The organism is Cognatishimia sp. (genome assembly GCF_049116455.1).
Classification (GTDB): Bacteria; Pseudomonadota; Alphaproteobacteria; order Rhodobacterales; family Rhodobacteraceae; genus Cognatishimia.
The window spans coordinates 430420-447453 of sequence record NZ_JAGDYW010000003.1 but is presented as its reverse complement, the minus strand read 5'-3'; the positions used below and the strand labels follow the sequence as shown (position 1 = coordinate 447453).

Genomic DNA, 17034 nt, shown 5'->3' with positions numbered 1-17034 from the left:
TTGCTTTGCAGCCCGATGCTCCATTGCGTGCATCTCACTTCGCACGCTACTGCGTGAGCCGTCTGTCGCGAATTTCCTGCTGGCGCGTTGGCAGCTTGTCGATGGAACGTGAAATCTCGCGCACATCCCAAGGTAGGGGTTTACGCAGATACACCGTGCCATCCTTGCCAACGAGCACCATCATGAATCCGCGTGGGCGGTATTTGGTGCGTAGGGCGGTTTTGAGCGCTGGATTAGCATCTGACAAGACAATCACATCACGTTCTGCCAGTTCCTCTGGCAGAGCCTCCAGCATCTCCATTTGCTGGGCAAAACGAGGGTCTGCGGGACTGTCTGCAAAGACAACCACCAGCCGGTTGACCCATTGGAATTCAGCGATATCCACGCCGTTTGCATCAAAAAAGATGCTCGGTGTGGGTGCGTCTGCCTCGGGTGCAGGCGCTTGGTCCTGTGCGTATGCGGGGCCAATAAACAATGGCAAAACAATAGCTAAGCAGAATCGTTTCAAGTGCGTCATGTCTTCTAATATAGGCCATGCGCGCGCAAATTCGATGGCTGCTGATGCAATCAATAGAATTATTTTTGCAGACCCGCGCTTAACGGGACGCAATGAGACGACCAAGGCAGCCTGCTGCTTTGACAGAAAAAGGACGTCGCCATGACTACCAACAAAGTCACCAAAGAAGAATGGGCAAAACTCGCAGAGAAAGAGCTGCGTGGCCGTCCGCTGGAAGATCTGAACTGGGACACCCTGGAAGGCATCGAGGTCAAACCGCTTTATACGCAGGATGACACCGATAAGCTGGACCACATGGGCACCTTGCCAGGTTTTGGCCCGTTCACGCGTGGTGTAAAGGCGTCCATGTATGCAGGCCGCCCTTGGACGATCCGTCAATATGCGGGTTTTTCAACGGCTGAAGAGTCCAATGCCTTCTATCGCCGCAACCTCGCCGCCGGTCAGCAGGGTGTATCTGTGGCCTTCGATTTGGCAACGCACCGAGGCTATGACTCTGATCACCCACGTGTGGTAGGCGATGTTGGTAAAGCTGGCGTTGCGATTGACTCGGTTGAGGACATGAAAGTGCTCTTTGACGGCATTCCTCTCGACAAAGTGTCTGTCTCGATGACCATGAACGGCGCGGTTATTCCAATCTTGGCAAGTTTCATCGTCGCTGGTGAAGAACAGGGGCATGATAAGGCACTGCTGGCGGGCACCATTCAGAATGACATTCTGAAGGAGTTCATGGTGCGCAACACCTATATCTACCCGCCAGAGCCTTCGATGCGGATCATTTCGGACATCATCGAGTACACCTCGAATGAGATGCCAAAATTCAACTCGATCTCGATTTCCGGCTATCACATGCAGGAAGCGGGCGCGAACCTAGTGCAAGAGCTGGCCTATACGATCGCAGATGGGCGGGAATACGTGCGTGCGGCCATTGAAGCAGGCATGGATGTCGATAAATTCGCGGGTCGCCTAAGCTTCTTCTTTGCGATTGGCATGAACTTCTTCATGGAAGCTGCGAAACTACGCGCGGCACGCCTGTTGTGGCACAAGGTCATGACCGAATTTGGGGCGAAGTCCGAGCGCTCCAAGATGCTGCGTACCCATTGTCAGACCTCTGGCGTGTCGCTGCAGGAACAAGACCCGTATAACAACGTGATCCGCACAGCCTATGAGGCGATGTCTGCAGTTCTGGGTGGCACCCAGTCGCTGCACACCAATGCTTTGGATGAGGCGATTGCGCTGCCAACTGATTTCTCAGCGCGTATTGCGCGGAACACCCAGTTGATTTTGCAGGAAGAAACCGGCGTTACCAATGTTGTCGATCCTTTGGCGGGGTCCTACTACGTCGAAAGCCTGACCGCAGAGCTGGCTGATAAAGCTTGGGCTTTGATGGAAGAAGTCGAAGAAATGGGCGGTATGACCAAGGCTGTGGCCTCTGGCATGCCAAAGTTGCGCATCGAAGAAAGTGCTGCACGTCGTCAGGCCATGGTTGATCGTGGCACCGAGGTCGTTGTCGGCGTGAACAAGTATCGCAAAGACAAAGAAGAGCCGATCGACATTCTGGATGTCGACAATATGGCGGTTCGTGACAGCCAGATCGCGCGTCTGACCAAAATGCGTGACACACGAGATGCCGATGCTTGTCAGGCGGCTTTGGCTGAATTGACACGCCGCGCGAAAGAGGGTGGCAACCTGCTGGAAGCCGCCGTTGAAGCCGCACGCCAACGTGCCTCAGTCGGAGAGATCAGCATGGCAATGGAAGATGAATTCGGCCGCCACCGTGCGGAAGTGAAGACCCTGGCAGGCGTCTATGGCGCAGCTTACGAAGGCGACGAAGATTTCGCGCGCATTCAGCAATCCATCGAAGATTTCGCAGAAGAAGAGGGCCGCCGCCCACGTCTTCTGGTGGTTAAGATGGGCCAAGACGGTCATGACCGTGGGGCCAAGGTGATTGCGACCGCCTTTGCGGATATCGGCTTTGACGTGGATGTAGGGCCATTGTTCCAGACACCAGATGAAGCTGCACAGGATGCTATTGATAACGATGTGCACGTCGTAGGGATTTCATCACAAGCCGCGGGTCATAAAACATTGGCACCACAGCTGATCAAAGCGCTGAAAAACAACGACGCAGAAGACATCATTGTTATCTGTGGCGGGGTTATTCCGCAGCAGGATTACGACTTCCTGAAAAACGCAGGTGTGAAGGCGATCTTTGGTCCGGGCACCAATATCCCTGAGGCGGCACAGGATATTCTGCGCCTCATCCGCGAAGCACGCGCTTAAATGATATGCAATACAGGGGGCAATTTGCCCCCTGTTCCACATCTCAGAAGGGCTTTGCTTCAAGAGAAATCTTGGAACAGAAAAAAGGGTTGTTTGCGCGCCCTTTCTGCCTAGGGTGGCCTCTGAATAGAGGACACGCCCATGATTATTCGCAAGGCCATTTCAGCAGATGCCGCCAGTGTTGCGGCGATTTGGAATGCTGAAATCCGTGCTGGTGTCAGCACGTTTAACTCAATTGAAAAATCAGATGCCGAAATCGCTGGCATGATCGAAACCGCAGGTGCTGCGTTTCTTGTTGCTGAACACGATGCATCCGTTGTGGGCTTTGCGACCTATTTCGCGTTTCGTGGCGGGGTCGGCTACCGTCACAGCAAGGAACATACGGTTTATCTGGCGCCTGATGCACGCGGGCTTGGGGCTGGGCGCGCCTTGATGGATGCTTTGCTTATGGTGGCCAAAGAAGACGGCGTGCATTCAATGATGGCTGGGATTTCCGGCGAGAACGAAGCTGGAATTCGCTTTCACACTGCACTTGGGTTTAAGATGGTCGCTCAAGTGCCTGAAGTTGGCTACAAGTTTGACCGGTGGATGGACTTGATTTTGATGCAGAAATTTCTGTGACGCCCTGACTTTGACGAAGAAAATACATAGATTGAACCCATGAGCATTTGGACCCAGATCAGCGAAGCCATCTCGGCGCTTGCAAACGGCGAAAGCCTATCAGAGGTTTTTGATCGTCTGCGCACGCCTCCGGAACGGTCCGTAGCCTTCACAATTGCTGTGATTGCGCTCGGGGCCAAGATGGCCAAAGCAGACGGGCATGTCACGCGTGATGAGGTCACGGCCTTTCGTGAAGTCTTTCATATCGCACCAGCGGATGAGGCAGGAGCCGCTAAAGTCTTTAATCTGGCGCGGCAGGACGCGGCGGGATTTGAAGACTATGCGCAGCGGATTCGTAATCTCTTTTCAGAGGATCACGCCTGTTTCTGTGATCTCATGGAAGGCCTGTTTCACATCGCGATGGCAGACGGAGAATTTCACCCCAACGAAGATGTGTTTCTGGATCGGGTTGCTGAAATTTTTGAGATGGATCCGGCGCGTTTCCAGGCCATCAAAACGCGCTTCGTGCCAGATGCCGAACCTGACCCCTATACGGTGTTAGGGATTGATCAGGATACGTCGCAAGAAGACGCGCGTAAGGCCTGGCGGCAATTGGTGCGCGAAACCCATCCCGATGCGATGATCGCACGTGGCCTGCCAGAAGAAGCAGTAAAACTGGCGGAGAAAAAGATGATTGACGTGAATAAGGCCTGGGAAACCATCAGCGGTAAAGCGGCCTGATGCGGATCGCGACCTTTAATGTCGAATGGTTCACTCATCTTTTTGATGATGACAATCAATTGCTTTTGGATGACAGCTGGTCGTCGCGTTATGACGTTTCAAAACGGCAACAAACTGAAGCATTAGCGCATGTTTTTAACGCGATGGACGCCGACGCGATCCTCGTGGTCGAAGCTCCCGATCAAAACAGCAGACGCGCGACAGTGCCAGCGCTTGAGCATTTTGCTGAGACTTTCAATTTACGCGCACGCAATGCGATCATTGGTTTTTCCAACGATACCCAGCAGGAAATTGCGCTGCTTTATGATCCAGACGTTTTGACAGCGAAACATGACCCCATCAGCGCGCCAGATGCGCCGCGGTTCGATCAGAGTTTTGACATCGATCTCGATGTCGATGAGCAGGCCGATACGGTGGTGTTTTCAAAGCCGCCGTTAGAGCTTGCTTTGACGACCAAGGCAGGTGTCGGCTTCCGTTTGATTGGCGCGCATTTGAAATCCAAAGCGCCGCATGGCGCGCGCAATCGCGATGAGGTGATGCGCATTTCGATCGCCAATCGGCGAAAGCAATTGGCTCAGGCCGTGTGGCTGCGTCGTCGCATTGTCAATCACCTACAAAATGGCGAGTCGCTTATTGTGGCGGGGGATTTGAACGACGGCCCGGGGCTGGATGAATACGAGGATCTATTTGGCCGATCTTCCGTCGAAATCGTGCTTGGAGAAGAAGGCAGTGATTGCCTACATGATCCACATGCACGCGCTGCTCTTGGTCGAAGATTGGCCGCTCAACCCACGACCTCTCGGTTTTATATTGAGAAAGAAAAGAGGTACTTACAAGCGCTTCTTGATTATATCATGGTGTCAGCTGATCTGCGCGCGAAACAGCCAAGTTGGCGTATTTGGCACCCGTTTGATGACCGCGCCTGTTGGCGGGATACCGCTTTGCGAGAAGCCTTATTGACTGCTTCCGACCATTTTCCTGTTACAATGGATATTGATATCTGAATTGAAATTGGCCTGCGAAGGACCCAAATCATGTCTATGAAACACTTTCTTTTGATTGGTTTGCTTACAGTTGCACCCCCAGCGATTGCTGAGGAAGAGGGCGACGGTAAATCCTTGATGCAACAGGGTGCAGAACTGTTCCTACGGGGCCTGACGGAACAGATGGAGCCGGCGATTGATGACCTGAAGGCACTCACCGAAGATATGGGGCCTCAGATGTTGGAGTTCTTTTCGGAAATGGGCCCGGCTTTTGGAGAGCTCATCGATGAGGTGGAAGATTGGAGCATTTATGAAGCCCCAGAGGTTCTCCCCAATGGCGACATTATCATTCGCCGAAAGCCAGATGCACCTGTCGAAGAATCCGAAGAAGGCATCATCGAACTTTAAGCGCTGATGAGAGTCAGGTCTGCTTTCATAGCGTTTGCCAAAGATTCCAATCGGGCTGCAGCAACTTCACCGTAAAGCGAAGATGCTGAGGCGGGGAGAGTCAGCTCTAAAGATTTCGCCGCAGGATCGTAGGCAAACTGCCCCATCTCTGCGTCCTTCTTCATCCACAGCATCGCGCCAAACCGCATGGCTTTGCCCAGCACTTCTGCCTCGTGCAGCTCTTTGTCTGTGAGAAGGCTGAACATATCCGCAAACCGTGTGCCTTCGCGCTTGTTGCGGTAGCGATGTAGCAAGGCCAACCCTAAGAATACACGCTCATTGTGGCTCAGGCCACCCAGGTTAGCGCGCGTGGCATAGTCAAAACAGGTTTCAGCCCGATAGTCAGAATGCGCGCGCCAGCTGACGTCATGCAGCAAACATGCCGCTTTTACCAAGCGCATGCGCACGGGATCTGCATTTGGAAAGAGCGGAGTGACAAAACTAAAAAGCGATTTACCAAAGCCGGGCAGACGCGCATCTTTGTTTTCAGCGAACCGGCAGGCTTCGATCAGAGGGTCGCGTTTGCGCAGCTTTTTGGGCATTTGTTCATACAGCATGCCTTCACGAATGCCGTAGGATGAAATCGCAATGTCATGTGGCTCAAACCTTTCCGCCACGCCAATCAACACTTCGATTGCCATTGGAATCAAAGACATACGCAAAGCTGATACACCGCACCGCTGGCGCAGCTCTTCTGGGTTATAGGCTTGGATATAGGCTGCGGTTTTTCGAATGTCATCTGTGTCCATCCGGTATTCATGCAACACGCGCAGCGGATAATTCCTGCGCTCCATATCGATACGCGCAATGGCACGCCAAGAGCCGCCCACCAAGAACAGACGGTTCTGCTGATCGCCCATATAGGCTTGAAGCTCATCGAGGGATTTATGAATATAGGCGCGCCGTCCTTCAACGCCTCCAGCCACATCGCGCAGTTTCAGCGGACCAAGTTGTGACGTGACGCGTTTACCAATTTCACCATCGCTCATTTCAGCGAGTTCCATGGACGAGCCGCCAATGTCGCACACAAGACCATAGGAACCAGGCCAGCCAAGTAAAACGCCTTGGGCGGAAAGACGGGCTTCTTCTTGGCCGTCAATCACGTGGATGTCCAAACCCGTTTCGCGCAGCACCTCAGCGCAAAAATCAGGCCCGTCTTTGGCTTCTCGCACCGCGGCGGTGGCAACGGCAGTCAATGGCTCGTGGCAGATGTTGGCGGCAATATCTTGAAATCTGCGGATCGCATTGAGCGCACGTACACGACCTTCGGGGTTCAGATGGCCGGTTTCGGACAGGCCAGCCCCCAGCGTACACATGATTTTTTCATTGTAGAAATACGCGGGGCTGCGGGCCGCCCCATCAAAGACCACCAGTCGAACAGAGTTTGATCCGACGTCTACAACGCCAACACGCGACAGCTTTCGCGCAGCTGCATCGTCAAATAGCGGGCGGCCAAAAGGCCCCCAATCCTGTGCGGAATCGCCAGTGCCGTCCATGAATCACTCCGTATGACGTTGATTTAAAATGCGTCAGTCATGAAGCAGCGTCAATGCAGCAGGATGCCTCAGCGGGTGCCATTTGTGTGGGTCAGTTTTGGCACATCGGCTGCACCAGCAGATCCTCGGCCAGAAAGCGACGGGTTTTCCATAAAGAAGCGGTGGCAATTAAAGGCAAATTGGCCTTCCGGCACAGGTTCACGATCAAAACCGCCATCTGGGTTCATCACCCAGCTTTGCGCCACATCCGCAAGGTTCGCTGCCATAACTTGGCTGACAATCTGCGCCTTCACGGTTGGGTTTTTGATTTGCACCAGCGTTTCCACGCGGCGATTCAAGTTACGGCCCATCCAATCGGCTGATGAAATATAAACGTCGGCCTCCTTAGATGGCATCCCGTGACCATTGCCAAAACAAGCAATGCGGCTGTGTTCCAGAAAACGTCCGACGATGGATTTCACCCGGATGTTGTCGGAAAGCCCTTTTATGCCGGGACGCAGACCACAGATGCCGCGCACCACAAGGCTAATTTTCACGCCCGCCTGAGAGGCTGCATAAAGCGCGTCGATGACTTCTGGTTCGATCAACGAGTTCATCTTGGCCCAGATTTCCGCAGGCCTACCAGCTTTGGCGTGTTCTATCTCGGCGTTGATTTTTGCAATCAGAGTGGATTTTAAGGAATGCGGCGAGATCGCGAGGTTTTCCAATCGATCGGGCAGCACGTAGCCCGACAGATAGTTAAAGACTTTGGTCGCATCGCGGCCAAGACCATCGTCGCAGGTGAAAAAGCTAAGGTCCGTGTAAATCTTGGCCGTGATCGGGTGGTAGTTGCCGGTTCCATAATGGGTATAGGTCACTAGACGGTCGCCTTCGCGACGCACCACGGTTGAGATTTTGGCGTGGGTCTTCCAATCAGTGAAGCCGTAAACAACATGCGCACCTGCGCGCTCTAATCGGCGGGATTGACGAATGTTGGCGGCCTCATCAAAGCGCGCTTTGAGTTCCACCAAAGCCGTGACGGATTTGCCGTCTTCGGCAGCTTCACAGAGGGCCTCCACGATTGGAGAGCGATTGGACGTGCGATAAAGCGTCTGTTTGATCGCCACCACATTGGGATCACGCGCCGCTTGCGTAAGGAACCTCACCACCATGTCGAAGGTTTCATAGGGGTGATGCAACAGCATGTCTTTTTGTTTAATTGCCGCAAACATATCACCGCTGTGGTCCTGAACCCTTTCAGGCACACGGGGTGTGAACGAGGGCCACAGCAAATCTGGGCGGTCGTCCAGAACCAGCTCTTTCAGATCGGCGATGCCAATCATGCCTTCGATTTCAACCACTTGATCGCTTTTCACATGCAGCTCGCGCATGATCAGATTTTGCAGACGTTTGGGCGCGTTGGCCGACATTTTCATGCGCACAACTTCGCCACGACGGCGGCGTTTCAATGCGACTTCAAACTCGCGCACCAGATCTTCTGCTTCTTCTTCGACTTCAAGGTCGCTGTCACGCAATACGCGGAAGGTGCAATGGCCTTTGGTTTTGTAGCCAGGAAACAAACTATCCAGATGCAGAAGCAGCAGGTCTTCCAGTGGCAGGAACCGCTGTTGATCGCCTTCGGTTGGCAGCTCGATAAAACGGTCAATCTGTTGTGGAATCGGCAACAGCGCCTGCAGGAAGCGTTTGTCTTTTTTACGCTCAAGCTCCAAGGCCAGAGAGTAGCCAAGGTTGGGAATAAATGGGAAGGGGTGCGCCGGGTCGATCGCCAGCGGAGAGAGAACCGGGAACACTTTGTTCAGAAAGAATTCCTGCAGGAAAGGTTTGTCGTCTTTCGTCACACCCTTGTGGTTTAAGAGCACGATATTTTCGGTTTCTAGCTCATCCCGAAGCGCCACAAAGATGCTCTGCTGGGATTGCATCAGGTTGCGCGCATCCTCGTTGATCAGAACCAGCTGTTCTGAAGGTGTTAGACCGTCTTGGCCCGGAGTGGCATTCCCTTCACGAAAAAGCTCACGCAGACCGGCCACACGTACGGTGTAGAATTCATCCAGGTTGGCCGCAGAAATCGACAGGAACCGCAGACGTTCCAATAGGGGAACGGAGGTGTTTTCGGCTTCTTCGAGCACGCGCCAGTTAAAGCTGAGCCAGCTGAGCTCTCGGTTAAAGAACCGCGAGGGGCCAGCGCTGTCGATCCCGGGCAGATCTACGGCGGTCGGAAAATCGGATTTTAGGAAGTCTGCTTGAGTCATTTGGGCCATATGCCAGAGAACGGTGACGGAAAGATGACAATCTTAGAGTGCATCGGAAGGATGTCCAGTAGTGTTTGGCAATCAAATAAACAGCTTAGAGGCGTATCTTGCGCGCCCATTGTATAGATATTGGTGTTTGGAGAGATCCGATTGTGTTGTTTTATCAACTACACTTTATTTCGCAGATGCCGGCTCGCAAACGGGCGGGTGATCGGCTTTTTTTCCGACAAAGATGCGCGATCGAGGTCTTCGACCAAATCGCGGGCGGCCGCATAGTTGCGGTCGATTTGTTTGACCAGAAACGGGATGGTGTCCGGTGTTGGTACCAATTGCCGGTCGTAGAAGAGTTTGGCCAGTAAAACAGACAGCAGCATATCGTCTGGATCAGACAGTGTGGCATTCATCGTACCCTGCATACGGCTGGCAAGGTCGGGCAGGCTGAGGCCCCAGTGTTTGGGCGCCTCAATGCCAGTTAACAGCAGTGTATTGCCTTCAGCCAACACAAGATTGTGCAAGTGAAACAGGGCATCTTGCGCTGACGGGTGATCGCCGATCAGATGTACGTTTTCCACAGCGACGGGTTTGCTGGCAAGCTGCGGGATATCGGCATCTGGCAAATCGAGGGCCTCGACAACCTGGCCGCCACTCAACCCCATCCACACATGCACCAGATGGGTTTTCCCACTGCCAGCGGGGCCAGAAATCACAAGTTTACCGCTGGACCAATTGGGCCAGTTTTCCACCAGCGCCACTGCCATGGCATTGGCTTCTGAAACAAAGAAGTCATCGCGGCCCAGTGCAGGGCGCACGGGCAAATCGAAGCTGAGTTGTTCTGCCATATTAGCCGTCTTTTTGTTCTGCTTGGCGACCGATCTGACCGGTGTAAAGCCGCGAGGCTTTGTACTGATCCGCAGCGTAGCGCACAAGCACTCCAATGGCGGCGGCCACAGGAACGGCAACCAGCATGCCAACAAAGCCAAAAAGTGTGCCGAATACCGTCAATGCAAACATCAACCAGACCGGATGCAATCCAACAGAACTGCCGACCAGCTTAGGCGTTAGCACATTGCCTTCGATCACTTGGCCCAAGCCAAAGATGGCAGCAACCAAACCCAAAGACATCCAGTCTCCCCAAAATTGGAAGAGGCCGAGGCCGATGGCCAGTGCGCCGCCCACCAGAGCGCCGACGTAGGGAATAAAAGTAATCAAGCCAGCGATAAAACCGACAACCAAACCAAATTGCAGCCCGACCAGCATAAGTGAGATGGCATAGTACGTGCCAAGGATCAGGCAGACCGTGCCCATGCCGCGCACAAAGCTGGCAAGGGTTTGATCGATTTGCAGAGACAACATGCGGATGACAGGGGCATGATCGCGTGGCAGCAAGCCGTCGATCTTGGCAATCATATTGTCCCAGTCCAATAGGAGGTAGAAGGCCACAACGGGCACAATCACCAGCAAAATGGCGACATTCAGAAGCGAAGCCGCAGAGGTCAGCGCTGTTTGCAACAAAGCACCGCCTTTGGTTTGAACTTGTTCTCCGATGGCCGCCAAGGCCTGGCTTACGGCGCTATCTGGTTCCAAAAGTTGCGGGAAACGCGTTGTTAAAAAGGTCTGCAGATCCGAGGCCAGTTGCGGGGCGGTTTGAATAAGCGATGTGGCCTGTGACACGAGTGTTGGCACAACTGCCAATACCATCACCACAAAGATGAGGATGACCACCAGCGTTATGATCGTCGTGGCGGCCGCGCGACTGCAACCCATGCCTTCAAGGCGATCTGCGACCGGGTCAAGGAAATAGGCAATGGCTCCGGCCAACACAAAAGGTAGGATCACATCTCCCAAAAACCAAAGTGCTACTAAAAAGACCGTGGAGGTGATCCCCCAATATTTGACTTGATCTTGTACCGGAAGAGCCATTCTCGCCTCGCTGCCTGTCCTGATGAGACACATGGCGTATGAAACCGTTCAAATCAAGCTTTGGCAATTTGTGGTCTCTGTCGCCAGAGATCGAGAATAAACCCCACATCACCAATATTGATGAATAAGACCATATTAATTCATTTTGAGAATGCCTAAGCAGCTCCCATCTTCTAGATGCAAACCGACAAAAGGAGATATTGTCATGACCACTCTAGTGGATCGCCAACACATTCAGCATTTTATATCGCCGGCTATATCGCCATGGGTCGCCGCGTTGATCGTCACTGCTGTCTTCAGCTTTGGACTGGGCGCGAGTATCGAACTGCCGCAGTCAAATTCTGCGGATATTGTATTGGATGGGGATATCCCTGATTGGCACGGGAACGTAAAACGCTCGCATGGCGGGTAGTTCTATGCGTTTTTTGAAGGGTTGCACCCAAATGACTATACAGACGAAATATCGTTTCAAAGTCATCAGAAGGGTGCAACCAGCTGGAAAATGGCACATTCGATTGGTGCCAAAATTTCGTTTTAGTCGAGCGCGGCAACCTCGGCTTGTACACCGCTATCATCGGCTGCAATGGTCACGCTATATTCCGAAAACGCCAGATCGCGTGACGGGATCACCGATTGATATTCGGGGCTTTTAAACACCATATCAACGGCGGCTTTGTTCGGGTATTCAACAATAAACACGGTCTTTGCAGGACGGTGCCCAACCACCACCTCGTTGATCGTGAAATTCTTTTTGATTGTTGCTCCGGCTTTTTCCAATAGGGGGCCTGTCACCCGGAAATATTCAGCCAGAGCCAACGGCTCGTCATCATTCATTGAGACCATTGCCACTACGGTAACGGACATTGCTCACTCCATATTATCATCCCACCGTCGAGCGTATCGGTGATTGTGCAATGGGGCAATGCTCACTTGGCGTTACTATTCTTTTGATTTCACAGTGGGTTGGCCTCTGCGCCAAGGCGGGCGCGATATTTGTTCGGGGCGATTCCCATGATCTTGCGGAAATCGCGGCGAAAGGTTTCTGCTGACCCAAAACCACAAATATCCCAGACATCTGTGAGGGGCACGCCACCGCGTTCCAGCAGCTCGGCCGCACGGGCGACGCGTTCAGATTTGAGCCAATTCAATGGGGTGATCCCCAGTTCTTCATGAAACCTGCGCGCCAAAGTGCGTGGGCTTGTGCCACTTTCCCGCGCCATACGATCAACAGGCCAGCTTTCATTCAACGAGGTGCGAATGTGATCTTGTAGTGTCGCCAGACCTGATCCAATGCGTGCCATGGGTTCCGGCCGCGGAATGAACTGACGCTGCCCCCCATCGCGCTGTGCAGGCAAAACCAGCCTGCGTGCCACAGACGTCGCGACCTGCGCGCCAAAATCTTGCCGAATGATGTGCAGCCCTAAATCTAGACCGGCTGCTGAACCAGCAGAAGTATAAACGCCATCACCTTCCACAAACAGGACATCCGGATTAACCGTTATGGCCGGATACATCTTGGCGAGCTTATCCGTATAGCGCCAATGTGTGGTTGCAGACTGTCCATCAAGCAAGCCAGCCGCCGCCAAAACGAACACGCCCGAACAAATAGAAGCGATACGAGCGCCATTGGCATGGGCAGCGCGTAAAGCCTCACAAAGCGTGTCAGGCACAGGGGTATCTGCGCCGCGCCAACCGGGAACGATGATCAGGCTCGCGTCTGACAGCAGATCGAGGCCTCCGTCGGCCTGCATTGTGATCCCGCCTGTCGCGCGGATCGGGCCGGGTTCTGATTTGACGGTGGCGTATCTGTACCACTGGTCAAACTCGGGTCGAGCAAGTGCAAACAGCTCAACTGCGATCCCAAACTCAAATGTGCACAGCCCGTCATAGGCAAGGGCACACACCAAGGGGGCGTTAGAAGAGGTTTTGGCGTGGTGTATCATCAGGTTTCAATGTTGGCAGGATATGACCGTTTAATGTCTATTCTGTCAGTATCGCGATTTTATGGGGCATGGCAAGACAGGGGTAGGACATTTAACGGAGTAAGACACATGAACCAGATGAACGACTTAATCGCAGCCATCGACACGTATTTTGACGCGATCCACGAATGTGATGTGGAAAAACTAAACGCCGTCTTTCATCCTCAATCTAGCCTGTTTGATGCCGACAATGGCAATGTTTTTGTAGAGCCCATTGATAGCTTCAGCCGGGATGTGGCCGGTCGGGTTTCGCCTGCTAGTGTGGGGCAAGACAAAGAGGCAGAGATCCTGATGATCGATTACCTCTCACCGATCAGTGCGACCGTGAAAATCCGCATTCGCGCTCATAAGAATATCTTTCTTGATCACCTTGGTTTTGTGAAAGGCGAGAATGGCTGGCAGATTGTGTCTAAGATTTGGAATCTTGAGCGTAGCCTCGATTAACCGATTGGCTAAATCGGCAATTTATTGATTTAGGAATTTGAGAGGACAGATGTCGCGATTTGGAAGGCCCGTAAAATATACCTTAGCGGGATCAATCATGGAGCGAACAAAAGCCTTCCTGACGGGGTACACGCCTATGAGGCGGCTCAGATCATCCCAAATGCCGAGCACATCTATGTGCCTGACGCGACCCATTTTAGCTTTCTGGCGGAATGCAAACCAAAGGGTGCAGATATTCTGAAAAAGGAAGGCGAGCTTGATCCACTACGTGGAGATGAAGGGGACGGTCCCGGGGCGCACTTCACCAAGACATGGCTGAGAAGATCGGCGCATATCTGGGACAAAAGCTATAGGGGCATGCTTTAGAGCGTGTTCCCACAACGGGACAGACATCTGCCTGCTTGCCTGCGGTCAGGGAAGGCCCTAAACCGTGGGCAAGTTAAAATTCAGCCCATGGAGCTCAGATGCGCCTGTCCCGTTACTTTCTACCGGTTCTGAAGGAAACACCTTCGGAAGCTCAAATCGTCAGCCACCGCTATATGCTGCGGGCCGGAATGATCAAACAATCCAGCGCAGGGATCTATTCTTGGTTGCCGATGGGCTTCAAGGTGCTGCGCAAGCTAGAGAACATAGTCCACGAAGAGCAGATCCGCGCCGGGCACGTGCCGATGCTGATGCCAACGCTGCAATCTGCGGACCTTTGGCGGGAAAGTGGTCGATACGATGGCTACGGGGCAGAGATGCTGCGCATGAAAGACCGTCATGAGCGCGACATGCTGTTTAGCCCAACCGCTGAAGAGATGTTCACAGATGTCTTCCGTAGTCATGTTAAGTCTTACAAAGACCTGCCGCTGACACTCTATCAAATCCAGTGGAAGTTCCGCGACGAAGTCCGCCCACGCTTTGGTGTGATGCGTGGCCGCGAATTCTTTATGAAAGACGGCTACAACTTTGACCTTTCCAAAGAAGACGCGCTGCACGCCTATAACCGTCACTTGGTGAGCTACCTGCGCACCTATGAGCGTATGGGCCTGCAAGCGATCCCAATGCGTGCGGACTCCGGTCCAATCGGTGGGGACTATACGCACGAGTTCCTCGTGTTGGCGGAAACCGGTGAATCCGAAGTCTTCTATGACAGCGACATCACTGATCTGAAATTTGGTGACCGCGAGATTGATTTTGATAGCCATGCAGAATGTCAGGCGGTCCTAGAAGAGTTCACATCTCGTTATGCTCGGACTGATGAAACCCATGACGAGGCAGCCTTTAACGAGGTGCCTGAAGAACGTCGTCGCACGGCGCGTGGTATCGAAGTGGGTCAGATCTTCTACTTCGGTACTCAGTACTCTGAAAAGATGGGTGCGACGGTGCAAACGCCGGATGGGCAGAACGTTCCTGTGCACATGGGGAGCCACGGTATTGGTGTCTCTCGTCTGTTGGGTGCGATCATCGAAGCAAGCCATGACGACAAAGGTATCATCTGGCCAGAAGGGGTCACACCGTTCCATGTGGGCATCGTGAACCTTAAGCAAGGTGACGAAGATGCAGACGCAGCTTGTGAAGCACTAGAGAAGAGCATCGAAGCGCTGGGCCTAGAGCCGCTTTATGATGATCGTAAAGAACGTGCAGGCGGTAAGTTTGCGACGATGGATATGATTGGTCTGCCTTGGCGTATCACTGTTGGCCCACGTGGTCTGAAAAACGGTGTGGTCGAGCTGACATCGCGCCGGACGGGTGAAAGCGAAGAGCTGTCACCAGAAGGGGCCGTAAAGAAGATTGCAGAGATATATGCCAACCATCGTGTGAGTGGTCTGTAAAGCAAACACACTGAGCAATCAGAATTCACTATAGGTAAGAGAAAGGCGGGGCAGACCCCGCCTTTTTTGTTGCACTAGCTTGCTATGTCGTCGTCGCGCACTGGCAGCGACTGCAATATGCCCCAAGTGACTTCAGCGACTAAGAAAATCCAGAGAATAGGGCTGGCGCCCATTAGAAGTGCATTTAACTGCCAAGCGGAAAAGGCCCAACGCCCAACAGCGTCATAGCGCGCGAGGCTGGGATTGTTCAGACGCAGACGCAGCACGGACCAGATCAACACAACTGTGCCAAAGAAGTTGGCGAATAGCACCGCATAGGTGTTGAGCGCGGGCAGGGGAGCCAATCCAAAGGTGTCATGCATTCCACCCATTGCTGACCAGAACAGTGCTAGTGTTATGGGCGTGGCAAAGGGCCAGCTGACCAAAATGTCGTACCAAGCAGAAAGCCGATAGATTTTGTGGAAAGTCGATTTGGAGAGCATTCGGATATCCTTTGTCTTCGAATGCCTGCGCGTATAGACCTTTGACATAGGTCCAAGGTCAACAGGTAATCGGCGGGGAAATCATGCGGATCGGAGAATTGTCAGAACGTACCGGGGTGAGCTGTGATGCGCTGCGCCTTTATGAAAAACGTGGGCTCATTCAATCCGTGCGTCGTGGAAACGGCTATCGCGATTTTGACAAGGTCATGGTGGAGCTTGTTGGGATGATCCGACTGGGGCAGAGCCTAGGATTTACCCTGTCTGAGATGGGCGCGCTTTTTGCACAGATGAATGGCACACTCAGCGAAGACGAAGTGGCGCATGTGCTTGGCGAAAAGCTAACCGAGATCGATAGCAGGATCGCCGGGTTGCAGGAGTTGCGCGGTATTTTGTCGGCTCGGATTGCGGCGGCCTGTCCTTTGGGGGTGACGTAGGAGCAGCGGGACTTTGCTGGTGAAGCGGTTGTAGCTTGCATAGGAACGCCTACGGCGTGAATATTTTAGAAAAAATGAAAGAGTGGCACCGTGATTGTGAAATCTTTGACATTGGCAGGCGGTTTGAGCGGTGCGGCGGCGCTGTCGCAATTTCCTGAGTATTCGCAGCAATATGCGCAGCGGCTTGGCGGGGCAGTGGATGAGCTGCGCCTATTTGTTGAAGACTTTGATGCAGATGCGGCCAGTGTTGGGTTGGCACGCGAGGCTGCACTGGTGCAATTGTCAGAAGCCGGCGCGTTGGGCGCCGCGCGGGCTGACACCATGCGCGGCAAGATAGACCGATATGATCGTTTGAATGCGGCACTGGGCGCATTGAATGACGCGGGGCCATTCATGCGCGCCTATCATGCGGCGCATCTGAATGATGCGGATATCGCGCGTGCGGCCTGGGCTGATTACAAACCTTCTATGCCTTTAACCTTTGAAGGGGCCGTGTTTTCGGGTGCCGGTTTAGTGGGCGGCGGCTTGTTGATATCACTGCTGCTGGGCTTGCTTCGTCTACCGTTTCGGCGGCGGAATGTGGCCGAGCACACTGCTTGACCCGCCTCTAGGGGCTGCTTACGGTGCGCAAAAATTACGCCC

At 53.3% G+C, this 17034-nt stretch carries 18 protein-coding genes; 10 read left to right on the top strand and 8 right to left on the bottom strand.

Annotated features, from left to right (window positions below):
• Window positions 1-46 precede the first annotated feature (46 nt).
• A complete protein-coding gene (locus JXQ85_RS07145; RefSeq protein ID WP_421748194.1) occupies window positions 47-517 on the bottom strand; it encodes a DUF4174 domain-containing protein in 471 nt (156 codons plus the stop codon).
• A 141-nt stretch (window positions 518-658) separates the two neighbouring features.
• On the opposite strand from JXQ85_RS07145, the gene scpA reads away from it, so the two are divergent.
• The 5 genes from scpA to JXQ85_RS07120 all read left to right on the top strand — a co-directional run bounded on the left by scpA (window position 659) and on the right by JXQ85_RS07120 (window position 5529).
• Window positions 659-2797: a methylmalonyl-CoA mutase gene (gene scpA, locus JXQ85_RS07140; protein ID WP_421748193.1), complete on the top strand. Its 2139-nt coding sequence runs from the start codon at window positions 659-661 to the stop codon at window positions 2795-2797.
• A gap of 141 nt (window positions 2798-2938) precedes the next feature.
• Window positions 2939-3418, top strand: a complete 480-nt coding sequence (locus JXQ85_RS07135) for a GNAT family N-acetyltransferase (RefSeq protein ID WP_421748192.1) — start codon at window positions 2939-2941, stop codon at window positions 3416-3418.
• 39 nt (window positions 3419-3457) lie between these two features.
• Complete coding sequence (locus tag JXQ85_RS07130) at window positions 3458-4138, top strand: TerB family tellurite resistance protein (RefSeq protein ID WP_421748191.1); 681 nt, start codon at window positions 3458-3460, stop codon at window positions 4136-4138.
• A complete protein-coding gene (locus JXQ85_RS07125) occupies window positions 4138-5142 on the top strand; it encodes an endonuclease/exonuclease/phosphatase family protein (RefSeq protein ID WP_421748190.1) in 1005 nt (334 codons plus the stop codon). Before JXQ85_RS07130 ends, JXQ85_RS07125 begins: the two co-directional genes overlap by 1 nt.
• 30 nt (window positions 5143-5172) lie before the next feature.
• A complete protein-coding gene (locus JXQ85_RS07120) occupies window positions 5173-5529 on the top strand; it encodes a hypothetical protein (RefSeq protein WP_421748189.1) in 357 nt (118 codons plus the stop codon).
• On the opposite strand, the gene JXQ85_RS07115 is transcribed toward JXQ85_RS07120, so the two are convergent.
• The 4 genes from JXQ85_RS07115 to JXQ85_RS07100 all read right to left on the bottom strand — a co-directional run bounded on the left by JXQ85_RS07115 (window position 5526) and on the right by JXQ85_RS07100 (window position 11233).
• On the bottom strand, window positions 5526-7064 hold the full coding sequence (locus tag JXQ85_RS07115; protein ID WP_421748188.1) for a Ppx/GppA family phosphatase: 1539 nt from the start codon (window positions 7062-7064) through the stop codon (window positions 5526-5528). The two genes, JXQ85_RS07120 and JXQ85_RS07115, sit on opposite strands and share 4 nt — an antisense overlap.
• Before the next feature lie 68 nt (window positions 7065-7132).
• Window positions 7133-9313, bottom strand: a complete 2181-nt coding sequence (locus tag JXQ85_RS07110; RefSeq protein WP_421748187.1) for an RNA degradosome polyphosphate kinase — start codon at window positions 9311-9313, stop codon at window positions 7133-7135.
• A 167-nt stretch (window positions 9314-9480) separates the two neighbouring features.
• Window positions 9481-10152, bottom strand: coding sequence for an HdaA/DnaA family protein (locus tag JXQ85_RS07105; protein WP_421748186.1), 672 nt, complete (start codon window positions 10150-10152; stop codon window positions 9481-9483).
• 1 nt (window position 10153) lies between these two features.
• On the bottom strand, window positions 10154-11233 hold the full coding sequence (locus JXQ85_RS07100; RefSeq protein ID WP_421748185.1) for an AI-2E family transporter: 1080 nt from the start codon (window positions 11231-11233) through the stop codon (window positions 10154-10156).
• A gap of 205 nt (window positions 11234-11438) precedes the next feature.
• Between JXQ85_RS07100 and JXQ85_RS07095 the strand changes: the two genes are divergently transcribed.
• Window positions 11439-11645: a hypothetical protein gene (locus JXQ85_RS07095; RefSeq protein ID WP_421748184.1), complete on the top strand. Its 207-nt coding sequence runs from the start codon at window positions 11439-11441 to the stop codon at window positions 11643-11645.
• Between the two features lie 122 nt (window positions 11646-11767).
• Here JXQ85_RS07095 and JXQ85_RS07090 read toward each other — a convergent pair whose 3' ends face one another.
• Together JXQ85_RS07090 and ftrA are read right to left on the bottom strand one after the other, a co-directional pair.
• Complete coding sequence (locus JXQ85_RS07090) at window positions 11768-12097, bottom strand: DUF1330 domain-containing protein (protein WP_421748183.1); 330 nt, start codon at window positions 12095-12097, stop codon at window positions 11768-11770.
• A gap of 89 nt (window positions 12098-12186) precedes the next feature.
• Complete coding sequence (ftrA, locus tag JXQ85_RS07085) at window positions 12187-13176, bottom strand: transcriptional regulator FtrA (RefSeq protein ID WP_421748182.1); 990 nt, start codon at window positions 13174-13176, stop codon at window positions 12187-12189.
• Between the two features lie 108 nt (window positions 13177-13284).
• Between ftrA and JXQ85_RS07080 the strand changes: the two genes are divergently transcribed.
• Window positions 13285-13659, top strand: coding sequence for a nuclear transport factor 2 family protein (locus JXQ85_RS07080; protein WP_421748181.1), 375 nt, complete (start codon window positions 13285-13287; stop codon window positions 13657-13659).
• Window positions 13660-14123: 464 nt separating this feature from the next.
• The gene (gene proS / locus JXQ85_RS07075) at window positions 14124-15476 is read left to right on the top strand and encodes a proline--tRNA ligase (RefSeq protein ID WP_421748180.1); all 1353 of its coding nucleotides are present in this window, start codon (window positions 14124-14126) and stop codon (window positions 15474-15476) included.
• 74 nt (window positions 15477-15550) lie between these two features.
• On the opposite strand, the gene JXQ85_RS07070 is transcribed toward proS, so the two are convergent.
• Window positions 15551-15958 carry a hypothetical protein gene (locus JXQ85_RS07070; RefSeq protein ID WP_421748179.1) on the bottom strand — a complete coding sequence of 136 codons (408 nt, stop codon included), beginning with the start codon at window positions 15956-15958 and terminating at the stop codon, window positions 15551-15553.
• Between the two features lie 83 nt (window positions 15959-16041).
• On the opposite strand from JXQ85_RS07070, the gene JXQ85_RS07065 reads away from it, so the two are divergent.
• Both JXQ85_RS07065 and JXQ85_RS07060 read left to right on the top strand, forming a co-directional pair.
• Window positions 16042-16392 (top strand): MerR family transcriptional regulator, encoded by a 351-nt coding sequence (locus JXQ85_RS07065; RefSeq protein WP_421748178.1) that lies wholly within the window; start codon window positions 16042-16044, stop codon window positions 16390-16392.
• A 90-nt stretch (window positions 16393-16482) separates the two neighbouring features.
• Window positions 16483-16992 (top strand): DUF2937 family protein, encoded by a 510-nt coding sequence (locus JXQ85_RS07060; RefSeq protein ID WP_421748177.1) that lies wholly within the window; start codon window positions 16483-16485, stop codon window positions 16990-16992.
• The last annotated feature ends 42 nt before the right edge of the window (window positions 16993-17034 follow it).